Raw genomic sequence first — 20,149 nt, forward strand, 5'->3', positions numbered from 1 at the left:
CCGGGGCAGCCCCTTCAATCGCTCAGCTCAGCGCACGAGCCTCACGTCACGCTTCCTTCGACAGGTTCGGACCGGCACCGCCGGCCGCCTGCTCGATCGGCGGGACGTCCGGCAGCGCCGACTTCTCCTCGCCGCGGAAGGTGAACTTCTCCGCTTCACCCTCGCCCTCGCTGTCCACGACCACGATGTGACCGGGGCGCAGCTCACCGAAGAGGATCTTCTCCGAGAGGATGTCCTCGATCTCCCGCTGGATCGTCCGGCGCAGCGGCCGGGCGCCCAGAACCGGGTCGTAGCCCTTCTTCGCGAGGAGCGACTTGGCCGAGGCACTGAGCTCCAGGCCCATGTCGCGGTCCTTCAGACGCTCGTCCACCTTGTCGACCATGAGGTCGACAATCTGGATGATGTCTTCCTCGGTCAGCTGGTGGAAGACCACCGTGTCGTCGACACGGTTGAGGAACTCGGGCCGGAAGTGCTGCTTCAGCTCTTCATTGACCTTGTTCTTCATCCGCTCGTAGTTCGACTTGACGTCGCCCTGGGCGGCGAAGCCCAGGTTGAAGCCCTTCGAAATGTCCCGGGTCCCGAGGTTGGTCGTCATGATGATGACCGTGTTCTTGAAGTCCACGACGCGGCCCTGGGAGTCGGTCAGGCGACCGTCCTCCAGGATCTGCAGAAGGGAATTGAAGATATCGGGGTGGGCCTTCTCGACCTCGTCGAACAGGACGACCGAGAACGGCTTCCGGCGCACCTTCTCGGTGAGCTGGCCGCCCTCTTCGTAGCCCACGTATCCGGGCGGGGAACCGAAGAGCCGGGAAACCGTGTGCTTCTCGCTGAACTCCGACATGTCGAGGGAGATCAGCGCGTCCTCGTCACCGAAGAGGAATTCGGCGAGCGTCTTCGACAGCTCGGTCTTACCGACGCCGGACGGACCGGCGAAGATGAACGAGCCACCGGGGCGCTTCGGGTCCTTCAGACCCGCTCGCGTACGGCGAATGGCCTGCGAGAGTGCCTTGATGGCGTCCTTCTGGCCGATGACGCGCTTGTGGAGTTCGTCCTCCATGCGCAGCAGCCGCGAGGACTCCTCCTCGGTGAGCTTGAAGACCGGGATTCCGGTGGCCGTGGCGAGAACCTCGGCGATCAGCTCGCCGTCGACCTCGGCGACGACGTCCATGTCGCCGGCCTTCCATTCCTTCTCCCGCTTGGTCTTCGCCGACAGCAGCTGCTTCTCCTTGTCGCGGAGCGAAGCTGCCTTCTCGAAGTCCTGGGAGTCGATGGCCGACTCCTTGTCGCGGCGGACGCCCGCGATCTTCTCGTCGAACTCGCGGAGGTCCGGCGGCGCGGTCATCCGGCGGATTCGCATCCTGGACCCGGCCTCGTCAATGAGGTCGATCGCCTTGTCCGGCAGGAACCGGTCCGAGATGTACCGGTCCGCCAGGGTGGCGGCCTGGACCAGCGCCTCGTCCGTGATGGAGACCCTGTGGTGGGCCTCGTAACGGTCGCGCAGACCCTTCAGGATCTCGATCGTGTGCGGCAGTGACGGCTCCGCCACCTGGATCGGCTGGAAGCGGCGCTCCAGCGCGGCGTCCTTCTCCAGGTGCTTGCGGTACTCGTCCAGCGTGGTCGCGCCGATGGTCTGCAGCTCACCGCGGGCGAGCATCGGCTTCAGGATCGAAGCCGCGTCGATCGCGCCCTCGGCGGCACCCGCACCCACGAGGGTGTGGAGCTCATCGATGAACAGGATGATGTCACCGCGGGTGCGGATCTCCTTGAGGACCTTCTTCAGGCGCTCCTCGAAGTCACCGCGGTAGCGGGAGCCGGCGACCAGCGCGCCCAGGTCCAGGGTGTAGAGGTGCTTGTCCTTGAGGGTCTCGGGCACCTCGCCCTTGACGATGGCCTGCGCCAGTCCTTCGACGACCGCCGTCTTGCCGACGCCGGGCTCGCCGATGAGGACCGGGTTGTTCTTCGTACGGCGCGAAAGCACCTGCATGACCCGCTCGATCTCCTTCTCGCGCCCGATGACCGGGTCGAGCTTGGATTCGCGGGCCGCCTGGGTGAGATTGCGGCCGAACTGGTCCAGGACGAGGGAGGTCGAGGGGGTGCCCTCGGCCGGGCCGCCCGCTGTGGCGGCTTCCTTGCCCTGGTAGCCGGAGAGCAGCTGGATGACCTGCTGCCGCACCCGGTTGAGATCGGCGCCCAGCTTCACGAGGACCTGGGCTGCGACGCCCTCGCCCTCGCGGATCAGGCCGAGCAGGATGTGCTCGGTGCCGATGTAGTTGTGGCCCAGCTGAAGGGCCTCGCGGAGCGACAGCTCCAGGACCTTCTTGGCACGGGGGGTGAAGGGGATGTGGCCGGACGGAGCCTGCTGGCCCTGTCCGATGATCTCCTCCACCTGCTGGCGGACCGCCTCGAGCGAAATCCCGAGGCTCTCCAGGGCCTTAGCGGCGACACCCTCACCCTCATGGATCAGGCCCAGGAGGATGTGCTCGGTGCCGATGTAGTTGTGGTTGAGCATCCGGGCTTCTTCCTGAGCCAGGACGACAACCCGCCGCGCGCGGTCGGTGAACCTCTCGAACATCGTTAATCGCTCCTCAGAGCGGTCAGGCAGTAAAAGGGGTCGGTCCCCTCCCTGTCCTTCCGCAGCTTAGTCCCGCAAGCGGGGACCGCTCATTTCAACTGCCGACACCCGGTAGTGGCCTCCTGACCCCTGAACGCCGACACCTGTTCCAACCCGATGGTGCGAGACGATGTTCCCGCAGGCCAGGCCGATACCCTCACCACCGCTACGCCGATGGCGAACGCGGGGGCCGACGGGCGGCCGTGTCGCCCCTTCCACTAGGAATGTCTTACCCGTAAGTACAGACACTCCATGCGGCGCGCACCCCTGCCCTCAGCTGAGGGCGAACAACTTCTTTTGCTCGAATGCCCTCGCGGGCCCCTGATCCGGACACGCTTCGCACTTGTCACTCCACACTGCGTAACTCCCGGACCGCGTCGGGAGTTCCCGGGGTATGTCTTTCACCGTTCCGCTCCCCCGCGCGCCCTTCAACGGCGCTGTCGCGCAGTGGTACGAGAACGAGCTCGGCTGGGCCGTCGCGGAGGGCGCTCCGGTGCGGCTGCTCACCGGGCTGCGCTTCGACGTGCTGGAGCTGCCCGCGGACGCGGGCGCGGCCGTGCTGCGCCGGCTGGGCCGCACCGGGCCCGTAGCCCTGATGGGGTGCCGTATGCGGTTCCTGGTGGCCGCAGGGAGCTCTCAGGAGCTGCCTGGGCTGCTCGACTGGCTGGAGTGGGGCGGGATCGCTCTGGATCTGACCGCCATGGGCGCGGGCGGGCTCATGACCGCCCCGGCGCCCCCCGGGCTGCCTGGCTCCCGGGGGGCCGCCGTATGGCTGCGACCCCCCGTGCCGGGGCGCGAGGTGGAGCCGACCTTGCCGGCCCTCGCCCCGTTCGGGCAGAGCGCCGGTTCCGGGGAGGGAAACGGCCCCGATCTCGTACGACTCGTGCACGCGGCGGCAACGCAGTGCCACCGGGCCCGTCTGCTGCGTGCAGAGCGCGCGGACCGCATGGACCGTGTAGAGCACGCGGACCGTGCGGCACGTACGCAGCGTTCAACTGCGCCGTGCGCCAGTTCTCAGCCGTTGGCCTTCTCGTAAGCCTCGCGGACCGTGGCCGGAACGCGACCGCGGTCGTTGACCTCAAAGCCGTTCGCCTTGGCCCAGGCGCGGATTTCGGCGGTGTCCTTGTTGCCGCCGACCGCCACACGCCCCTTGCCACGGCCGGACGCCGCACGGCCACCGGTACGCCGGCCACTCTTGGCGTACGGCTCCAGCAGACCGCGAAGCTTGTCCGCATTGGAGGTGGTGAGGTCAATCTCGTAGGTCTTGCCGTCCAGAGCGAACGTCACGGTCTCGTCCGCTTCGCCGCCGTCGAGGTCATCGACAAGAAGGACCTGAACCTTCTGTGCCACGGGATTTCCTTTCATCGAAAATGCAGTACGCGGAAAGGAAACCGCTTTTCCTTGAAAAACACAAACCCTTGGCAGAGGTTCAGAACCTCAAGAGGGCGGGAAACGTGCGCGATTCGGACATAGGGTTCCGTCGGAGTTGGTGATCACAGGTGCAGTAGCATCCGGCTGTTGCCCAAGGTGTTCGGCTTCACTCGTTCGAGCCCGAGGAACTCGGCGACGCCTTCGTCATAGGAGCGCAGCAGCTCGCTGTAGACATCTCCGTCGACCGGCGTCTCACCGATCTCGACGAAGCCGTGCTTCGCGAAGAAGTCCACTTCGAAGGTGAGGCAGAAAACTTTGCGCACGCCCAGCCAGCGGGCTGTCCGCAACAGCTTGTCCAGTACCTGATGGCCGATGCCCGCGCCCTGGAACTGGGGATCCACCGCGAGAGTGCGCACTTCGGCGAGGTCTTCCCACATGACGTGCAGTGCGCCGCAGCCGACCACCCGGGCATCCTCGTCGCGTTCCGCGACCCAGAACTCCTGGATGGCTTCGTAAAGCGTCACCGTCGCTTTGTCGAGCAGGATGCCTTCACTCACGTACGGGTCGACCAGTCGGCGGACCGCGGCCACATCGCTGGTCCTGGCCCGTCTGACGGTGATGGCATTTGCTGCTCCATAAGGCATGCCTCGACGCTATCGCCCCGGTGCCGTCCCGCCCTCGGCGGCCTCGTAGCCCTCAACGATGCGGACGGCGGCATGGAGGGCTTCACGCTGCTCGGGCGACATCATGCCGAAGAAGGCGACAAGGGCCGCCGCGGGGTTGTCGCTCCGCGACCAGGCTTCGTTCATGAGTGCGGCGGCGTAGGCGGCGCGGGTGGAGACCGCCGTATATCGATAGGCGCGGCCCTCGACTTCCCTGCGCACCCAGCCCTTCTGATGGAGATTGTCCATTACCGTCATGACGGTGGTGTAGGCGATGGACCGTTCCTGCTGAAGGTCTTCGAGGACTTCCCGGACGGTGACCGGCCGGTTCCATTGCCAGATGCGTGTCATGACGGCGTCTTCAAGCTCTCCCAATGGGCGGGGCACAACACCACCATAGAGGGAGATCTAGGAATGACCGACTATTAAGCCAACAAAAAGGACGTACGGCGAAGAATCTGCCGTACGTCCTCGATGTGGGCCCCGATGTGGAGCCTCGGTCCGGAGCGGGGCGTCAGTCGCCGCGGACGGCCTGCTCCCGGGACTCCGCGCGGGCGAACGCGGCGTCCACGATCGCGTCTTCCTTGGCCTTGTTCGGGCCGCCCTGGCTCTTGACGATCGTCACGACCAGGACGGTGAAGAAGACGGCCATCACCACGGGGGGCAGGAGCGCGGATACGTATTCCATGGCTCCCAGAGTAGCTATCCGGCGGCGAGCCGTTCGGGCGGGGGCACGGGGCGGCGGCGGGGCGGGAAGACCTCGGAGGGCTTGGGCACCGGGCGCTCGGCGGGCGCGGGAGGCTTGGGCTGCGGCTTCGGTCCTTCGGCGGCGCGGCCGCCGGGGAGCGCGAGGAGCCGGGCGCGGGCGTGAGCGGAGGTGCGGGCGGGAGCGGGGACGGTGGCGGTGGCGCGGGCGGGAGCGGGAATGGGGGCGGGAATGGCGACAGGGGGCGGCTCGGCGAGCGAGTGGCCCGCGAGCCGGGCTCGTACCGACTGCTCTGTCAGCGTCTGGCAGCGGCGCAGAACGGCCGCTCCGGCGGGCAGGGCGCGCAGCGTGCGCAGGGCCGCCAGGTCCTCCGGGCGCGGGTCGTAGCCGGCGGCCAGGGCGTCCTGGAGGAGCTCCAGATAGCCGGCGGCCGTGCCGGGGAGCGCCGCGCGGTAGCGGGCCAGATCGGCGTGGAGGAACGCGCGCAGCCGGCCGGCCTCGCGGACCGCCTCGTCCACGGAATCGACCAGACGCAGGCAGTCCTGGACTTCCTCGTCGGCGAGAGGGGCAGCGAGAGGGACAGGATGAAGGGCGATGGCGAGGGCGCGTCGGAGCACACGCAGCTCGTCTGCGCTGAACGCCATGCCGCCGCGGGATCCGTATGGCGTGGGCATGGCCCGACGATATGTGCCAATGCAGCAAAATCCGCTTAATGCGATGATTTCCGGCGCGCCGGACCGTCACATGGCGCCGGTGCCGGTACCGGTACCGGTGTCAGCACCGGGGTCGGCACCGCAGCCGTCATCACATACGGGAGACGTTCCGCTCGTAGACCAGGCGCAGGCCGATCAGCGTCAGCCACGGCTCGTGCTCGTCGATCGAGGACGACTCTCCCAGCACCATCGGGGCAAGACCGCCGGTCGCGATCACGGTGACGTCGTCCGGGTCGTCGGCGAGCTCGCCCTTCATCCGCCCCACCACGCCGTCGACCTGGCCCGCGAAGCCGTACACGATGCCCGCCTGCATGGCCTCGACGGTGTTCTTGCCGATGACGCTGCGCGGGCGGGCCAGTTCGATCTTGCGGAGCTGGGCGCCCTTGACGCCGAGCGCCTCGACCGAGATCTCGATGCCGGGGGCGATCACACCGCCCGCGTACTCGCCGCGCGCGCTGACGGCGTCGAAGGTCGTCGCCGTACCGAAGTCCACGACGATCGCCGGGCCGCCGTACAGCTCGACAGCGGCGACCGCGTTGATGATGCGGTCCGCGCCGACCTCCTTGGGGTTGTCCACCAGGACCGGCACACCGGTCTTGATGCCGGGCTCGACCAGGATCGACGGGACGTCGCCGTAGTAGCGGCGGGTCACCTCGCGCAGCTCGTGCAGGACGGAGGGGACCGTGGAGCAGATCGCGATGCCCTCGATGTTGTCGCCCAGTCCGACGCCGAGCAGCGGGTGCATGCCCATCAGGCCCTGGAGCAGGACGGCGAGTTCGTCGGCGGTGCGGCGGGCGTCGGTGGAGATGCGCCAGTGCTCGATGATCTCCTCGCCGTCGAAGAGGCCGAGGACGGTGTGGGTGTTGCCGGCGTCGATCGTCAGCAGCATCAGACGCCTGCCTCACGCAGGTCGAGGCCGATGTCGAGGATCGGGGAGGAGTGCGTGAGCGCGCCCACCGCGAGGTAGTCGACGCCCGTCTCGGCGTACGCGCGGGCGGTGTCGAGGGTGAGGCGGCCCGAGGATTCCAGGGCCGCACGGCCCGCGACGGTCACCACGGCCTCGGCGGTGTCGGCCGGGGAGAAGTTGTCCAGGAGGATCAGGTCGGCGCCCGCGTCGAGGACCTCGCGGACCTGGCCGACGGTGTCCACCTCGACCTCGATCGCCAGGTCGGGGAAGCGCCCCCGTACGGCCTTGAAGGCCTGTGCCACGCCGCCCGCCGCCACTACGTGGTTGTCCTTGACGAGCGCGGCGTCACAGAGCGACATGCGGTGGTTGACGCCGCCGCCGCAGCGCACCGCGTACTTCTCCAGGGCGCGCAGGCCCGGCGTGGTCTTGCGGGTGTCGCGGACCTGCGCCTTGGTGCCTTCGAGTACGTCGGCCCAGGCGCGGGTCGCGGTCGCGATGCCGGAGAGGCGGCACAGGATGTTCAGCGCGCTGCGCTCGCCGGTGAGCAGGTCGCGGGTGTTGGTGGTGACGGACAGCAGTTTCTGGCCCGCCTCCACGCGGTCGCCGTCCTGGACGTGCCGCTCGACCTCGAACTCGTCGGTGCAGACGATGGACAGGACCGCCTCGGCGATCTGGAGGCCCGCGACCGTACCGGCCTCGCGGGCGGTGAAGTCGCCGGTGGCGACGGCGTCCTGGGGGACGGTGGCGACGGTGGTCACGTCCAGGCCGCCGTCGAGGTCCTCGCCGATGGCGAGGTGCGCGATGTCCTCGACCTGTACGGGGTCGAGGCCCTGGTCGGCGAGGATGCGGGCGAGACCGGGGTCGAGGCCGCACTCGTACGCCTCTTCGGCGTCGGAGCAGCCGCAGCCGTCGCCGCAGCCCCCCGCGGCGTCCTGGGTGGCTGCCTGCGCGGGTGTGCCGATCTGGATCAGCGGTACGTCCACGGGACGCGGGCGTTCTTCGGGCGTGCTCACGGCTGGGGCTCCCTGGGGGCTTCGGGGACGGCGGTCCGGATTGTGGGGGTGAAGGCGGTGTTCTCGGTGCGGCTGACGAGGAGGCTCCGGTCAGGGGCCAGGCGTACGACGAGATGGCGGTGCCACTCGGCGTCGTCGCGCTCGGGCCGGTCCTCGCGCCAGTGGCAGCCGCGGGTCTCCTCGCGTGCGAGGGCCGCGGTGGTCAGCACGCGCGCCACGCACAGAAGGTTCGACGTCTCCCAGGATTCGACGCCGGGCTCGGCCGTCTTGGCGGCGCCCGCCTCGTCGTGTACGGCGTTGAGGTGGACCGCGTCGAGAGCCGCCGCAGCGGTGGTCAGGCTGCGGGCGGAGCGGAGGACGCCCGCGCCCTCGGACATGATCCGCTGAATCTCGGCGCGCGCCTCGGGGGCGATGAGCGGCAGCACGGAGGGGTTCGCGGGCGGGAGCGCGCGCGCGGCGGGTGTGCCGGAGGGGAGACTGGAGGTGGGGCCGGAGGTGGGGCCGGAGGTGAGGTTCGCGGCGATGTCGGCGGCGATGCGCTCCGCGAAGACCAGGCCCTCCAGGAGGGAGTTCGACGCGAGGCGGTTCGCGCCGTGGACGCCGGTGCAGGCGACCTCTCCGCAGGCGTACAGGCCCGGGACGGTCGTACGGCCGTGCAGGTCCGTACGGACGCCGCCGGAGGCGTAGTGGGCGGCCGGCGCGACCGGTATCGGCTCGGTGACGGGGTCGATGGAGTGGGCGCGGCAGGCGGCGAGGATGGTGGGAAAACGGTGCTCCCACATCTCGGCGCCGAAGTGACGCGCGTCCAGGTACATGTGCGCGGCGCCCTGTTCCTGCATGCGGCGCATGATGCCCTTGGCGACGATGTCGCGGGGCGCGAGCTCGGCCAGTTCGTGCTGTCCGAGCATGAAACGGGTGCCGGAGGCGTCGACGAGATGGGCGCCCTCTCCCCGTACCGCCTCGGAGACCAGGGGCTGCTGGCCTTCGCGGTCCGGGCCCAGGAAGAGCACCGTGGGGTGGAACTGCACGAATTCGAGGTCGGAGACCTCGGCCCCGGCGCGCAGCGCGAGCGCGACGCCGTCGCCGGTGGAGACCGCGGGGTTGGTGGTGGCGGAGAAGACCTGGCCCATGCCGCCGGTGGCCAGGACGACGGTGGGGGTGTGGACCGCGCCCACGCCGTCGTGCTGGCCCTCGCCCATGACGTGGAGGGTGATGCCCGCCGTACGGCCTTCGGCGTCCGTGAGCAGGTCCAGGACCAGGGCGTTCTCGATGGTGCGTACGCCTTGGTCGCGGACCGCCTCGACCAGGGCGCGGGAGATCTCGGCGCCGGTCGCGTCGCCGCCCGCGTGCGCGATGCGTCGGCGGTGGTGGCCGCCCTCGCGGGTGAGCTCGATCTCGCCGGCCTCGGAGGTGTCGAAGTGCGCGCCGGTCGCGATCAAGCGGCGTACGGCGTCGGGGCCTTCGGTCACCAGGATGCGTACCGCCTGCTCGTCGCAGAGGCCCGCGCCCGCGACGAGGGTGTCGTCCAGGTGCTGGTCGGGCGTGTCGCCCTCGCCGAGCGCCGCGGCGATGCCGCCCTGCGCCCAGCGGGTGGAACCGTCGTCCAGGCGGGCCTTGGTGACGACGACCGTGCTCAGCCCGGCGGCGGTGCAGCGCAGCGCGGTGGTCAGGCCCGCGACGCCGGAGCCGACCACGACGACGTCGGCCTCGATGGCCCAGCCAGGAGCGGGGGCGTTCAGCCGTATTCCGGTCACGTCGCTCACTTGAGGGCTCCGAAGGTGAGGGGGATGTTGTCGATCAGTCGGGTCGCGCCGACCTTCGCGGCGACGGCGAGGACCGCTTCTCCTGTGTGGTCGTCGGGGACCTCGGTGAAGGTGCTGGGGTCGACGAGAGCCAGATAGTCCAGGACCAGGGGCGGGTGGGCCTTGGCGGCCTCGTCCAGGACGGCACGGGCGGCGCTGCGGACGGCGTCGGCACCGCCGCTGGGGCTGCTGCCCGGTGCCGCCTGGGCGAGCGCGTGCGCGTCGGCCGCGGCGCGGGCCTCTCCGATCGCGGAGAGCGCGGCGGCGCGGGCGGGCGGGGCGGGTATGGCCTCGGCGCGGGCGTGCAGGGCCTGCTGGGCGGCGAGGCGGTCGTGGGCCGCGAACAGCGCCCGGGACAGGGCGAGGGCGGTGCGGCGCTCGGTGGTCGACAGGTAGCGGTTGCGGCTGGAGAGGGCGAGGCCGTCGCTCTCGCGGACGGTCGGTACGCCGACGATCTCGACCGGGAAGTTCAGATCGCGGACCATACGGCGGATCAGGGCGAGCTGCTGGGCGTCCTTCTGGCCGAACAGCGCGACGTCGGGGTGGGTGAGGTGGAGGAGTTTGGCGACGACGGTGAGCATCCCGTCGAAGTGTCCGGGGCGGGAGGCTCCTTCGAGGCGCTCGCCCATGGGGCCCGCGGAGATGCGGACCTGCGGTTCGCCGCCGGGGTAGACCTCGTCGACGGAGGGGGCGAAGACCACGTCGGCGCCTGCCTGTCCGGCGGTCCTGAGGTCGGCGTCGAGGGTACGGGGGTACCGGTCGAGGTCTTCGCCCGCGCCGAACTGGAGGGGGTTGACGAAGACGGTGACGGTGACGAAGCCGTCGGGGCCGACGTGTTCGCGAGCGGAGCGGATGAGGGTGGCGTGCCCGGCGTGGAGGGCGCCCATGGTCATGACGACAGCGGTGAACCGGGCCTGTGACGCCGTCAGCGTCTGTTCGAGGGCCTCGCGCGTCGGGACCAGTTCTACGGTGCGGACGGTGGGGCTCATGGGGTGTCCCCCTCGGCGAGGACGCCGAGCAGGTCCTCGGCCAGCTCGGGCTTGAGCATGCCGTTCGCGAGCGCCCGGTCGGCGGTGGTGCGGGCCATCGCGAGATACCCGGCGACGGTGCCGGGGGCGTGCTTGCGCAACTCGGCGATGTGCACCGCGACGGTGCCCGCGTCGCCGCGGGCCACGGGTCCGGTGAGCGCGGCGTCGCCGGACCTCAGGGCGTTGTCGAGGGCGGCGCCGAGCAGCGGGCCGAGCATGCGGTGCGGGGCGTCGACACCGGCCGTACGGAGCAGCTCCATCGACTGGGCGACGAGCGTGACGAGGTGGTTCGCACCGAGGGCGAGGGCCGCGTGATAGAGCGGACGGGCCTCCTCCGCGATCCACTCGGGCTCGCCGCCCATCTCGATGACCAGCGCCTCGGCGGCCAGCCGCAGCTCCTCGGGGGCGGTGACCCCGAAGGAGCACCCGGCGAGCCGCTGCACGTCGACGCTGGTCCCGGTGAAGGTCATCGCGGGATGCAGCGCGAGCGGCAGCGCGCCGGAGCGCGTGGCGGGGGCGAGGACGTTCGTGCCGTACCGCCCGGACGTGTGCACAAGCAGCTGCCCGGGGCGTACGGCTCCGGTCTCTACGAGCCCCTCGACCAACGCGGGCAGCGCGTCGTCGGGGACGGTCAGCAGCACGAGCTCTGCGCGGGCGAAGACCTCGGCGGGGGTCACCAGGGGCACGCCGGGGAGCAGCGCGGCAGCCCGCCGTACGGACGCGTCGGAGACGCCGGAGACGGCGACGGGGCGGTGCCCGGCGAGCTGCAGCGCGGCGGCGAGGGCGGGGCCGACACGCCCCGCGCCGACAACGCCGACGGCGAGGCGAGCGGGCCGGTCCCGCGGGTCGAGAGGTTCCTGTGATGCTGTGGGGTTCACGCGGTGGGGCCTTCCGTTCCAGTCCGCGGGGGGTACCGGACGATTTCTGGTCATGCTACGCCAGCGTTTCCCGGTGCCTTCCAGTTGTCCACAGGCTGTGGGCGAGGCGATTGGGGTGACGGCGGGGTGGTTTCCCCAGGCCCGCCCTCTTCCCGAAACTGGGGGATGCCCCCAGGCCCCCGGGGCGAGGAGGACGTGGGCTGACGCCCGCGGGCCGCGGAGCGCCGGCGTCGCGGCGCTGGGCAAGCACCCGTCGGCGAAACGACAGCCGCCCCGGCGGCGTCGCGGTGCCCCAGGCCCCGGAAAAAAGGCGGGCGCACGGGTGCCCGCCCGCGCCGCCGCCCGCGGAAAGCCTCAGCCGCGAGCTCGCGGCCGGAACCCCCGCCGCGCGGGCGCAGCTTCGCGCTCCCGGGGGGCACCCCATGGAAACCCCACAGGCCCGCCCGCGCCGCCGCCCGCGGAAAGCCTCAGCCGCGGCCCAGCAGGCGCAGCAGACGCGCCAGTCGCGCCACCGCGGCCCCCGTGCGGCCCCTGGAGCCGGCGCGCCCGCGGAAGTGCGCGTAGTCGCCGAGTTCCCGCACCACCTGCCAGTCGTGGCGGCCCGGCTGCGGTGGACGGCGGTCGCCCCGTTGCGACGCCCGGTAGCTGTCGAGCAGGTACTGATGCATGGCGTTCATGCCGTCACGCTGCGCCCGCCCCCCCATCCCCCGTCGCGCCGATTGACCGGGCCCGTCAACTGGCACCGCCCCCACCCCGCCGACCCGCACCATAGAGGCGTGAGTGTGACCATCGAGATCGCGGGCCTGCCGCCCGAGCGTGTCGTCTTCGAGATTTCTCCCCTCGCCGAGCTCGGCGTGGCACTGCACGCGCTGCACGAGCCCGCGCATCATCCAGGGCTGCACGGCTGGGCCACCGCCACCGCCGCCGGGCTCAAGCCCGATCTCGCCGACCGGCTGCACGAGGCCGACTTCCTGTGGCGGTCCACCTTCTCGGACGTCTTCATGCCGTTCGCCGGCCTGTCCACCGCCCTCAACGGGGCGCCAGGTGCTGGGGCGACCCTCGCCGATGAGCTGGATCTGCTCGACCGGCTCGACGACGACCGGTTCGTCTCGGCGGCCCTGGAGTTCACGTGCGTCAGTACGTACGGGATCGACGGCCCCTCCCCGCTCGCCGACCCCTCCCGCCGCGAGCGCGCCCTCGAACTCGCCGCCAACCGCGGCCCCAAGCCGCTCGACTTCACCCGGCGGCTGCTGGACGACCCCGCCTCCGTACGCGCCTGGGTACGGCGTCTGTTCGAGGACTGCGACCAGGCCTTCTTCGCCGACACCTGGCGACGCGTCTCCCCCCAGCTCGCCGCCGACGCCCGGCACAAGACCGACCTGCTGCGCCGCAAGGGCCTCGCCGAGGCGCTGCACGCCGTCTCCCCCGCGCTGGCGGTGGACGAGGACCGTACCCGTATCAGCGCCGACAAGATCGTGGACGGGCGTACGACCGCCGTCGATCCCGCCGTCGGCGCCGGGATCTCGTTCGTCCCGTCCAGCTTCGGCTGGCCGCATCTGATGGTGCTCCATGCGCCGGGCTGGCGGCCGGTGATCCACTACCCGGTCGGCTCGCCCGAACTGCCGGGCCCCGCCTCCCTGGCACTCCTCAAGCTGCGGATGGACGCCCTGGCCCACCCCATGCGGATGCTCCTGTGCCGCAGTCTCGCCCGTACCACGTACACGACGAGCGAACTGGCCGACGCGTACGGGATCACCGCGCCCGAGGTCTCCCGCCACCTCGCTGTGCTGAAGAAGGCCGGGCTGCTCTCCACCCGGCGGCGCGGCCGGTACGTACTGCACCAGCTGGACGTCACCGCCGTCGCCCGGATCGGCAGCGATTTCCTGGAGACCGTCCTGCGCTGAAACTGTCCTGCGCTGAAGAAGAGCCGTCAGTCGAAGCGGATGTGCCTGAGGCTGATCCGCACCCGCCGCAGCCGGTGCCTCAGCGGCCCGTCCCTGTTCGGCTCCAGTGTCAGCCCCGCCGACGCCGCGATCCGGTCCGCCACCCCCACCACGCTCACCCGGTCCGTATGGATGTGCTCGGCGAACTGCGACCCGCTCAGCCGCTCCAGGCAGTCGTCCAGCCGCCGCACGGCGAAGCTCTCCCGCTTCAGCCCGCCGCCGAGACCCCGCTCCTTCAGCCGCCGCAGTACCGTCTCGCGCTCCGCGAGCAGCGCGAAGTGGCGCACCTCGTGCCCGGCTTCGCGCAGCCGCCCCACCGTCTCCTCGAAGTACGCCGGTTCGACCAGCGTCATGGGGGCGATCACCACGCCCTCGTACGTACGCAAGGTCAGATCGAGCACCTCGTACACGCCCTGCCGCCAGGCCGGAATGTCCTGGAAATCGGCCCGCAGTCCGGGCGGCAGCATCCGCCGCAGCCCGAAGCCGACATGCTCCGGATCGCAGACGACACTCCCCGGCAGCCGCCGCAGCAGCTCGTACGCGGTCTGGGTCTTGCCGCCCCCGAAGGGGCCGTTGATCCACAGCAGCACAGGAGGCACCCCCTCAGCCGGTTCTCAGCCGGTTCAGCCGGTCCCGCCGCCGCCCGCCCGCACCAGCCCCGTCTCGTACGCCAGCACCACCACCTGCACCCGGTCCCGCAGCCCCAGCTTGGTGAGGATGCGGCCCACGTGAGTCTTGACCGTGGCCTCGGAGAGCACGAGCCGCGCCGCGATCTCGCCGTTCGACATGCCCTGCGCGACCAGCAGCATCACCTCGCGCTCGCGCCCGGTGAGCCTCTCGACCGCCTTGTGGCCCGGCTGCTTGCCGCTGCTCGGCAGCATCGGCGAGAAGCGGTCGAGCAGCCTGCGCGTCGTGGACGGCGCGACAACCGCGTCGCCGCTGTGCACCGAGCGGATCGCGCTCAGCAGTTCGGCGGGCGGCACGTCCTTGAGCATGAAGCCGCTGGCGCCCGCCTTCAACCCGGAGAACGCGTACTCGTCCAGGTCGAAGGTCGTCAGGATCAGCACCTTGGGGGCGTCCGGCTCGGCGCAGATGCGCCGTGTCGCCTCGACGCCGTCCAGCCTCGGCATACGTACGTCCATCAGCACGACGTCCACGGCGGTGGAGCGGAGGTTCTCTATCGCCTCGGCGCCGTCACCCGCCTCCGCGACGATCTCCATGTCGGGCTGGGCGGCGAGCACCATCCGGAAGCCGGTGCGCAGCAGCACCTGGTCGTCGACGAGCATCACGCGGATGGACATGGGGCCTCGATTTCTTTCTGGGGGCCTGGTCTGTGGCTAGTGGGCGGGCTTGAGTGGGAGCAGCGCGCTGATCCGGAAGCCGCCGCCGGGCCGCGGCCCCGCGTCCAGCGTGCCGCCGACCATACCGACGCGCTCGCGCATGCCGATCATCCCGTGGCCCTGGCCGTCCGCGCCGCCGTCCTCGTACAGCTCGTGCGCCGCGCCGCGGCCGTCGTCCTCCACCAGCAGCCCCAGCCCGTCGTCGAAGTAGACCAGCCGCACGCTGGCCCCGACCTCCGGGCCGCCGTGCTTGCGCGCGTTGGTCAGCGCCTCCTGGACGATGCGGTACGCGGTGAGCTCGACGCCGCTCGGCAGCGGTCGCGGCGTTCCCTCGATCTTGAAGTCCACGGTCAGGCCCGCGCTGCGCACCTGCTCCACCAGATCCTCGATCTGCTGCACATCCGGCTGCGGAACGTACTCCCCGCTCTCGCGGGCATCGCCGGTGCGCAGTACGCCGAGCAGCCTGCGCATCTCCGCGAGCGCCTGGCGGCCGGTGGTCGAGATGGTCTCCAGCGCCTGCTTGGCCTGGTCGGGAGCGGCGTCGAGGACATACGCGGCGCCGTCGGCCTGCACCACCATCACCGAGACGTTGTGCGCGACGACATCGTGCAGCTCGCGGGCGATCCGGGCGCGCTCGGCCGCGACCGCGACCTTCGCCTGGGCCTCGCGCTCCCTCTCCAGCCGGGTGGCACGTTCCTCAAGCTGCGCGAAGTACGCCCGCCGGGTACGTATCGAATCGCCGAGCACCCAGGCGAGGACGAAGGGCACCGTCATGATGATCGCGAAGAAGACATGGCCCGCGGCGCTGTTGCTCTCCGGCACGGGCCAGCGGATCGCCGCGAGCGGCGCCGCGGCCAGCCCGGCCGCGAGCGCCAGCCGGGAAATCAGCCGTGGGCCGTCGTGCGCGGCGACGGTGTAGATGGTCACCAGCAACGCGAAGTCGGCGGGGTTGACCTCGACGTCCAGGGCCAGCTGGGCGACGCCCAGGGCGACGGCGAGGCCGAGCATCTTCTCCGGCATACGGCGGCGCAGCGCGACCGTCAGGCTCAGGAGAAGAACGATCAGAGCCATGGTGAGGCTGTCGTTGATCCCGACCGGGACACCGATCATCGCCAGCATTGAGAACCCGAACAGGACCACAGCCCAGAAGCTGTCGACGCCCGTCGGGTGTCTGCGGATGAACTCGTAGAAGCGCTGCACGTAACCCAGCGTAGGGAAGACAGAAAGGTCCAAGGGTCAACCGGAGGAGCGATCCGGTCGGCGGAAGCGTACTCCCCAAGGTGGAGACTGGGGCGCGTGACGGATGACGTGACGCAGGACGTGACCGACGAAACATGCCGGTGGCAGGGCCGGCGGGGCTGGCAGCGCTGGCGGGATGCCGCGGAAGCCGCGCTGTACGGGCCGGGCGGCTTCTATCTGCGGCCCGAGGGGCCCGCCGGACACTTCCGTACGTCGGTGCACGCGTCGCCGCTGTTCGCCTCGGCGATCGCCCGCCTGCTGGTCGCTCTGGGGCAGAGGCCGGCGGTGCCGCCCTCGGTCGTGAATGTCGTGGATGCCGCGGATGCCGTGGATGTCGTCGATATCGGCGCGGGGCGCGGCGAACTGCTCACCGGCGTGCTGGCGGCGCTGCCGCCCGGTTTCCCGGTACGGGCGTACGCCGTCGAGCGGGCGGCGCGCCCGGCGGGCCTGGACCCGCGCATCGTCTGGTCCGCCGAGCCGCCCGCCGGCGTGAGCGGACTGCTCTTCGCCAACGAGTGGCTGGACAACATCCCGGTGGATGTCGCCGAAGCCGACCCGGACGGGGTCGCGCGGTACGTCCTCGTACGCCGCGACGGCGCCGAACGCCTCGGCCCCCCGGTGTCCGGCGCGGACGCCGACTGGCTGGCGCGCCGGTGGCCGCTGACGGAGCCGGGGACGCGGGCGGAGATCGGCCGCCCGCGGGACGAGGCGTGGGCGCGGGCGGTGTCCACCCTGGACCGCGGTCTCGCCGTCGCCGTCGACTATGCCCACCACCCCGGGAAGAGGCCGCCGTTCGGCACGCTGACGGGCTTTCGCGAGGGCCGGGAAGTACGTCCGGTCCCGGACGGCAGCTGCGACCTCACCGCGCATGTGGCGCTGGACGCGTGCGCGCTGCCGGGCGCGGAGCTGCTGACCCAGCGGGAGGCCCTCGCCCGCCTGGGGGTCTCCGGCCGGCGCCCCCCGCTCTCGCTGGCGGCGTCCGACCCGGCGGCGTACGTCCGTGGGCTCTCCGCCGCCGGCGAGGCGGCGGAGCTGACGGCCCGCGGCGGTCTCGGCGACTTCGGCTGGCTGCTGCAGCCTGTCGGTGCCCCGATGGAGGGATACTGGCCCGCATGACGGAGACGACGGTCGGCATCGGCGGCGCGGCGGAGAGCACCGACATGGTGCTCAACATCGGCCCGCAGCACCCCTCCACCCACGGCGTGCTCCGCCTGCGTCTCGTACTCGACGGAGAGCGGATCCAGCACGCCGAACCGGTCATCGGCTATATGCACCGCGGCGCCGAGAAGCTCTTCGAGGCGCGCGACTACCGCCAGATCGTGGTGCTGGCCAACCGCCACGACTGGCTCTCCGCCTTCTCCAACGAGCTCGGCGTCGTCATGGCGGTCGAGCGGATGCTCGGCATGGAGGTCCCGGAGCGCGCGGTCTGGACCCGTACGCTCCTCGCCGAGCTCAACCGGGTGCTCAACCACCTGATGTTCCTCGGGTCGTATCCCCTCGAACTCGGCGGGATCACCCCGATCTTCTACGCGTTCCGTGAGCGCGAGGACCTCCAGCACGTCATGGAGGAGGTCTCCGGCGGCCGGATGCACTACATGTTCAACCGCGTCGGCGGCCTCAAGGAGGACCTTCCCGCGGGCTGGCTCGGCCGGGCGCGGCACTCGGTGGCCGAGCTCCGCTCCCGGATGGACGTGTACGACCGCCTCGTCGTCGGCAACGAGATCTTCCGCGGCCGTACGCGCGGCGTGGGCGTCCTGTCGGCGGACGCGGTGCACGCGTACGGGGTGAGCGGGCCCATCGCCCGCGCCTCCGGCGTGGACTTCGATCTGCGCCGCGACGAGCCGTATCTCGCCTACGCCGATCTTCAGGACACGCTCAAGGTCGTCACCCGGACCGAGGGCGACTGCCTGGCCCGCTTCGAGGTTCTGCTCGACCAGACCCACAACGCGCTGGAGCTGGCGGACGCGTGCCTGGACCGGATCGCGGAGCTGCCGCCGGGGCCGATCAACCAGCGGCTGCCGAAGGTGCTGAAGGCGCCCGAGGGTCATACGTACGCCTGGACCGAGAACCCTCTCGGCATCAACGGGTACTACCTGGTCTCCAAGGGCGAGAAGACCCCGTACCGGCTGAAGCTGCGCTCGGCGTCGTTCAACAACATCCAGGCGCTGACGGAGCTGCTGCCGGGGACACTGGTCGCGGACATGGTGGCGATCCTGGGCTCGCTGTTCTTCGTCGTCGGCGACATCGACAAGTAACGGTGTACCGGGGCGGTCAGCCCTGCCGCATCAGGGCGTAGGGCGTCTCGCCCTCCTTCATCACGATCTCGTCCAGCACCCGCCAGCCCCACCGCTCGTACCGGTCACGCAGTTCGGGCACGGGCAGCGTCAGCAGCAGCCGGGGCGTCGGCGCGTCCGCGAGCAGCGCGTCGTGCAGGGCGTGGCCCAGGCCCCTGCCCTGGTGGGCGGGGGCGACGGCGAGCTCGGCCAGTTCGAAGGCGGTCTCGATGTCGTCCGCCGCGCTGGAGAGCCGGGCGCAGAAGCTGTCGGTCCAGCCGCAGGCGAAGCCCGCCAGCGCCCCCGCCTCGTCGGTGGCGGTCACGCAGCAGAAGCCCTGCGCCTCGGCGGCGGCGATCAGCATACGGTCGACCTGCCGGATCGACCGGGACGGCGGGTCGTGCCACGGCGGGCGGCCGAACGCCTGCGCGCAGAGCGCGATCAGCTCCTCGCGCAGCGCGGGAACCTCCGCCGCCCGCACCTCCGTGATCAAGAGATCGCGCTGCGCAGCTCCACGACGTCCACATGCTCCGTCTCGTCGTGCGCGGTCAGATCGATCACCTTGCCGACCGCACGCGACTCGGCGCGCGGACGGGAGTCCGTACCGGAGTCGGCCTCGGTGTCGGTACCGGCATCCGTACCCGCGTCGGTACCGGCATCCATACCAGTACTACGGGAATCCTTCGCGCGCTGCGCCGCCAGGGCCTCCTCGCCCACCACATCCGCGAGGTCCTCGTGCTGCGCCGCCTCGATCGCCTTCTGCACGCCCGCGCCCACACCCGAGCCCGTGGCCGTGCCGAAGAAGTCGAAACCGCTCTCGTGCTGCTGGCCGGTGCGGCGCAACGGTCCGTACGGAACGATCGCCGCCGCTCCGGGGGCAGTGCGCCGGACGGGAAGGACGGCGGCCGGTGGCCGGTTGTGCTGCTCACTCCCGCCGGCTGCCGCCTGCTTGCCCTGCGGCTCGTCCTCTTCCCGGGCCGACTGCTCGGCCTGATCGCGGCGGCGGACCTCCTCGACGGTACGTTTCGCCTTCTGCGCGGCGGCGTTGCGCGACAGGTTCTCCAGCGCCTTGGCGGCGCGCAGGTAGGTGGAGGGGGTGGGCGTGGACCCGGCCGGGGGCAACGCCCTGGCCTGCGAGCCCGCTCCGAGCACGAGCTGCCTGCGGCCTTCCAGCGCGCCCGCCCGCTCGGTCTCGGCGGTCGCGTACCGACGCAGCAGCGCCGCGTGTTCGGTGCGCAGCGCGGCGAGCTCGACCCGCTTGACGCGCAGTTTCGTGTCGAGCTTGAGGCGCAGCTCGCGCGATTCCTCGACGTCCGTCTCCAGCTCGGCCACGCGCTCTTCGTTCTTCCACTCGTCGCTCACGCGGGCGCGCATGAGCTCCGCGACCCTGTGGCCCGCGCTCCGGTCCCAGTTGCGCATGAGGACCGCGCCGGTGACCGCCGCGGCCGCGGTGACCGCGACCAGGGACCGGAGCATGACCGGCTCCGCCATGAACCACGCGCCGGCGGCACACAGAACCGACGCTCCGGCTACCGCGGAAGGCGGCAGCAGCCTGTGCAGGGGCGGGGAATGGCGGTGGCGTCCACGTGGCATGGCCCGAAATTTACCGTGCGCGGTCGCCGAATGGGGTGTCAGCCCGGCAAATCTCTCGACGAAGCTTGAA

The 20,149-nt window shown here is 71.0% G+C and carries 21 protein-coding genes; 4 read left to right on the top strand and 17 right to left on the bottom strand.

Features of this window, described 5'->3' with window-relative positions; genetic code table 11:
• Positions 1-46 precede the first annotated feature (46 nt).
• Positions 47-2,572: an ATP-dependent Clp protease ATP-binding subunit gene (locus ACIHCQ_RS32765; protein WP_399670601.1), complete on the bottom strand. Its 2,526-nt coding sequence runs from the start codon at positions 2,570-2,572 to the stop codon at positions 47-49.
• Between the two features lie 433 nt (positions 2,573-3,005).
• Between ACIHCQ_RS32765 and ACIHCQ_RS32770 the strand changes: the two genes are divergently transcribed.
• On the top strand, positions 3,006-3,647 hold the full coding sequence (locus ACIHCQ_RS32770) for an SCO3374 family protein (protein WP_399670604.1): 642 nt from the start codon (positions 3,006-3,008) through the stop codon (positions 3,645-3,647).
• Here ACIHCQ_RS32770 and ACIHCQ_RS32775 read toward each other — a convergent pair.
• The 11 genes from ACIHCQ_RS32775 to ACIHCQ_RS32825 all read right to left on the bottom strand — a co-directional run bounded on the left by ACIHCQ_RS32775 (position 3,626) and on the right by ACIHCQ_RS32825 (position 12,368).
• Positions 3,626-3,961, bottom strand: a complete 336-nt coding sequence (locus tag ACIHCQ_RS32775; protein ID WP_399670607.1) for an Lsr2 family protein — start codon at positions 3,959-3,961, stop codon at positions 3,626-3,628. The genes ACIHCQ_RS32770 and ACIHCQ_RS32775 overlap by 22 nt on opposite strands.
• A gap of 143 nt (positions 3,962-4,104) precedes the next feature.
• A complete protein-coding gene (locus ACIHCQ_RS32780) occupies positions 4,105-4,626 on the bottom strand; it encodes an amino-acid N-acetyltransferase (protein WP_399670610.1) in 522 nt (173 codons plus the stop codon).
• 9 nt (positions 4,627-4,635) lie between these two features.
• Positions 4,636-5,031 (bottom strand): BlaI/MecI/CopY family transcriptional regulator, encoded by a 396-nt coding sequence (locus ACIHCQ_RS32785; RefSeq protein WP_399670613.1) that lies wholly within the window; start codon positions 5,029-5,031, stop codon positions 4,636-4,638.
• A 127-nt stretch (positions 5,032-5,158) separates the two neighbouring features.
• Complete coding sequence (locus tag ACIHCQ_RS32790; protein ID WP_399670616.1) at positions 5,159-5,332, bottom strand: hypothetical protein; 174 nt, start codon at positions 5,330-5,332, stop codon at positions 5,159-5,161.
• 14 nt (positions 5,333-5,346) lie between these two features.
• On the bottom strand, positions 5,347-5,994 hold the full coding sequence (locus ACIHCQ_RS32795; protein WP_399670904.1) for a hypothetical protein: 648 nt from the start codon (positions 5,992-5,994) through the stop codon (positions 5,347-5,349).
• A gap of 160 nt (positions 5,995-6,154) precedes the next feature.
• Positions 6,155-6,952, bottom strand: coding sequence for a type III pantothenate kinase (locus ACIHCQ_RS32800; RefSeq protein ID WP_399670619.1), 798 nt, complete (start codon positions 6,950-6,952; stop codon positions 6,155-6,157).
• On the bottom strand, positions 6,952-7,983 hold the full coding sequence (nadC, locus tag ACIHCQ_RS32805; protein WP_399670622.1) for a carboxylating nicotinate-nucleotide diphosphorylase: 1,032 nt from the start codon (positions 7,981-7,983) through the stop codon (positions 6,952-6,954). The genes ACIHCQ_RS32800 and nadC overlap by 1 nt, the downstream gene beginning before the upstream one ends.
• On the bottom strand, positions 7,980-9,737 hold the full coding sequence (locus tag ACIHCQ_RS32810; protein ID WP_399670907.1) for an L-aspartate oxidase: 1,758 nt from the start codon (positions 9,735-9,737) through the stop codon (positions 7,980-7,982). The genes nadC and ACIHCQ_RS32810 overlap by 4 nt, the downstream gene beginning before the upstream one ends.
• A 5-nt stretch (positions 9,738-9,742) precedes the next feature.
• Positions 9,743-10,747, bottom strand: coding sequence for a pantoate--beta-alanine ligase (gene panC, locus ACIHCQ_RS32815; protein ID WP_399670910.1), 1,005 nt, complete (start codon positions 10,745-10,747; stop codon positions 9,743-9,745).
• Positions 10,748-10,770: 23 nt separating this feature from the next.
• Positions 10,771-11,691, bottom strand: a complete 921-nt coding sequence (locus tag ACIHCQ_RS32820) for a Rossmann-like and DUF2520 domain-containing protein (protein WP_399670625.1) — start codon at positions 11,689-11,691, stop codon at positions 10,771-10,773.
• A gap of 467 nt (positions 11,692-12,158) precedes the next feature.
• Complete coding sequence (locus ACIHCQ_RS32825) at positions 12,159-12,368, bottom strand: hypothetical protein (protein WP_399670628.1); 210 nt, start codon at positions 12,366-12,368, stop codon at positions 12,159-12,161.
• Positions 12,369-12,473: 105 nt separating this feature from the next.
• Between ACIHCQ_RS32825 and ACIHCQ_RS32830 the strand changes: the two genes are divergently transcribed.
• On the top strand, positions 12,474-13,595 hold the full coding sequence (locus ACIHCQ_RS32830; RefSeq protein ID WP_399670913.1) for a DUF5937 family protein: 1,122 nt from the start codon (positions 12,474-12,476) through the stop codon (positions 13,593-13,595).
• A 26-nt stretch (positions 13,596-13,621) separates the two neighbouring features.
• Here ACIHCQ_RS32830 and ACIHCQ_RS32835 read toward each other — a convergent pair whose 3' ends face one another.
• The 3 genes from ACIHCQ_RS32835 to ACIHCQ_RS32845 are packed head-to-tail and all read right to left on the bottom strand — an operon-like array spanning position 13,622 to position 16,174.
• The gene (locus ACIHCQ_RS32835; protein ID WP_399670631.1) at positions 13,622-14,224 is read right to left on the bottom strand and encodes an AAA family ATPase; all 603 of its coding nucleotides are present in this window, start codon (positions 14,222-14,224) and stop codon (positions 13,622-13,624) included.
• Positions 14,225-14,257: 33 nt separating this feature from the next.
• Positions 14,258-14,935, bottom strand: coding sequence for a response regulator (locus ACIHCQ_RS32840; protein WP_399670634.1), 678 nt, complete (start codon positions 14,933-14,935; stop codon positions 14,258-14,260).
• A gap of 36 nt (positions 14,936-14,971) precedes the next feature.
• A complete protein-coding gene (locus ACIHCQ_RS32845; RefSeq protein WP_399670637.1) occupies positions 14,972-16,174 on the bottom strand; it encodes a sensor histidine kinase in 1,203 nt (400 codons plus the stop codon).
• A 120-nt stretch (positions 16,175-16,294) separates the two neighbouring features.
• On the opposite strand from ACIHCQ_RS32845, the gene ACIHCQ_RS32850 reads away from it, so the two are divergent.
• Positions 16,295-17,329 (top strand): SAM-dependent methyltransferase, encoded by a 1,035-nt coding sequence (locus ACIHCQ_RS32850; protein WP_399670916.1) that lies wholly within the window; start codon positions 16,295-16,297, stop codon positions 17,327-17,329.
• Positions 17,326-18,468 (top strand): NADH-quinone oxidoreductase subunit D, encoded by a 1,143-nt coding sequence (locus ACIHCQ_RS32855; RefSeq protein ID WP_399670640.1) that lies wholly within the window; start codon positions 17,326-17,328, stop codon positions 18,466-18,468. Before ACIHCQ_RS32850 ends, ACIHCQ_RS32855 begins: the two co-directional genes overlap by 4 nt.
• A gap of 16 nt (positions 18,469-18,484) precedes the next feature.
• On the opposite strand, the gene ACIHCQ_RS32860 is transcribed toward ACIHCQ_RS32855, so the two are convergent.
• Together ACIHCQ_RS32860 and ACIHCQ_RS32865 are read right to left on the bottom strand one after the other, a co-directional pair.
• Positions 18,485-18,979, bottom strand: coding sequence for a GNAT family N-acetyltransferase (locus ACIHCQ_RS32860; RefSeq protein WP_399670643.1), 495 nt, complete (start codon positions 18,977-18,979; stop codon positions 18,485-18,487).
• A complete protein-coding gene (locus ACIHCQ_RS32865) occupies positions 18,976-20,079 on the bottom strand; it encodes a hypothetical protein (protein ID WP_399670645.1) in 1,104 nt (367 codons plus the stop codon). Before ACIHCQ_RS32865 ends, ACIHCQ_RS32860 begins: the two co-directional genes overlap by 4 nt.
• Positions 20,080-20,149 lie beyond the last annotated feature (70 nt).

The organism is Streptomyces sp. NPDC052236 (genome assembly GCF_044548015.1).
Taxonomy (GTDB): Bacteria; Actinomycetota; Actinomycetes; order Streptomycetales; family Streptomycetaceae; genus Streptomyces.

Bases quoted from the DNA above. Each gene is read 5' to 3' on its own strand.
- ACIHCQ_RS32765 (WP_399670601.1), bottom strand. From the start codon at position 2,572: ATGTTCGAGAGGTTCACCGACCGCGCGCGGCGGGTTGTCGTCCTGGCT.
- ACIHCQ_RS32770 (WP_399670604.1), top strand. From the start codon at position 3,006: ATGTCTTTCACCGTTCCGCTCCCCCGCGCGCCCTTCAACGGCGCTGTC.
- ACIHCQ_RS32780 (WP_399670610.1), bottom strand. From the start codon at position 4,626: ATGCCTTATGGAGCAGCAAATGCCATCACCGTCAGACGGGCCAGGACC.
- ACIHCQ_RS32790 (WP_399670616.1), bottom strand. From the start codon at position 5,332: ATGGAATACGTATCCGCGCTCCTGCCCCCCGTGGTGATGGCCGTCTTC.
- ACIHCQ_RS32795 (WP_399670904.1), bottom strand. From the start codon at position 5,994: ATGGCGTTCAGCGCAGACGAGCTGCGTGTGCTCCGACGCGCCCTCGCC.
- ACIHCQ_RS32800 (WP_399670619.1), bottom strand. From the start codon at position 6,952: ATGCTGCTGACGATCGACGCCGGCAACACCCACACCGTCCTCGGCCTC.
- ACIHCQ_RS32825 (WP_399670628.1), bottom strand. From the start codon at position 12,368: ATGAACGCCATGCATCAGTACCTGCTCGACAGCTACCGGGCGTCGCAA.
- ACIHCQ_RS32840 (WP_399670634.1), bottom strand. From the start codon at position 14,935: ATGTCCATCCGCGTGATGCTCGTCGACGACCAGGTGCTGCTGCGCACC.
- ACIHCQ_RS32855 (WP_399670640.1), top strand. From the start codon at position 17,326: ATGACGGAGACGACGGTCGGCATCGGCGGCGCGGCGGAGAGCACCGAC.
- ACIHCQ_RS32865 (WP_399670645.1), bottom strand. From the start codon at position 20,079: ATGCCACGTGGACGCCACCGCCATTCCCCGCCCCTGCACAGGCTGCTG.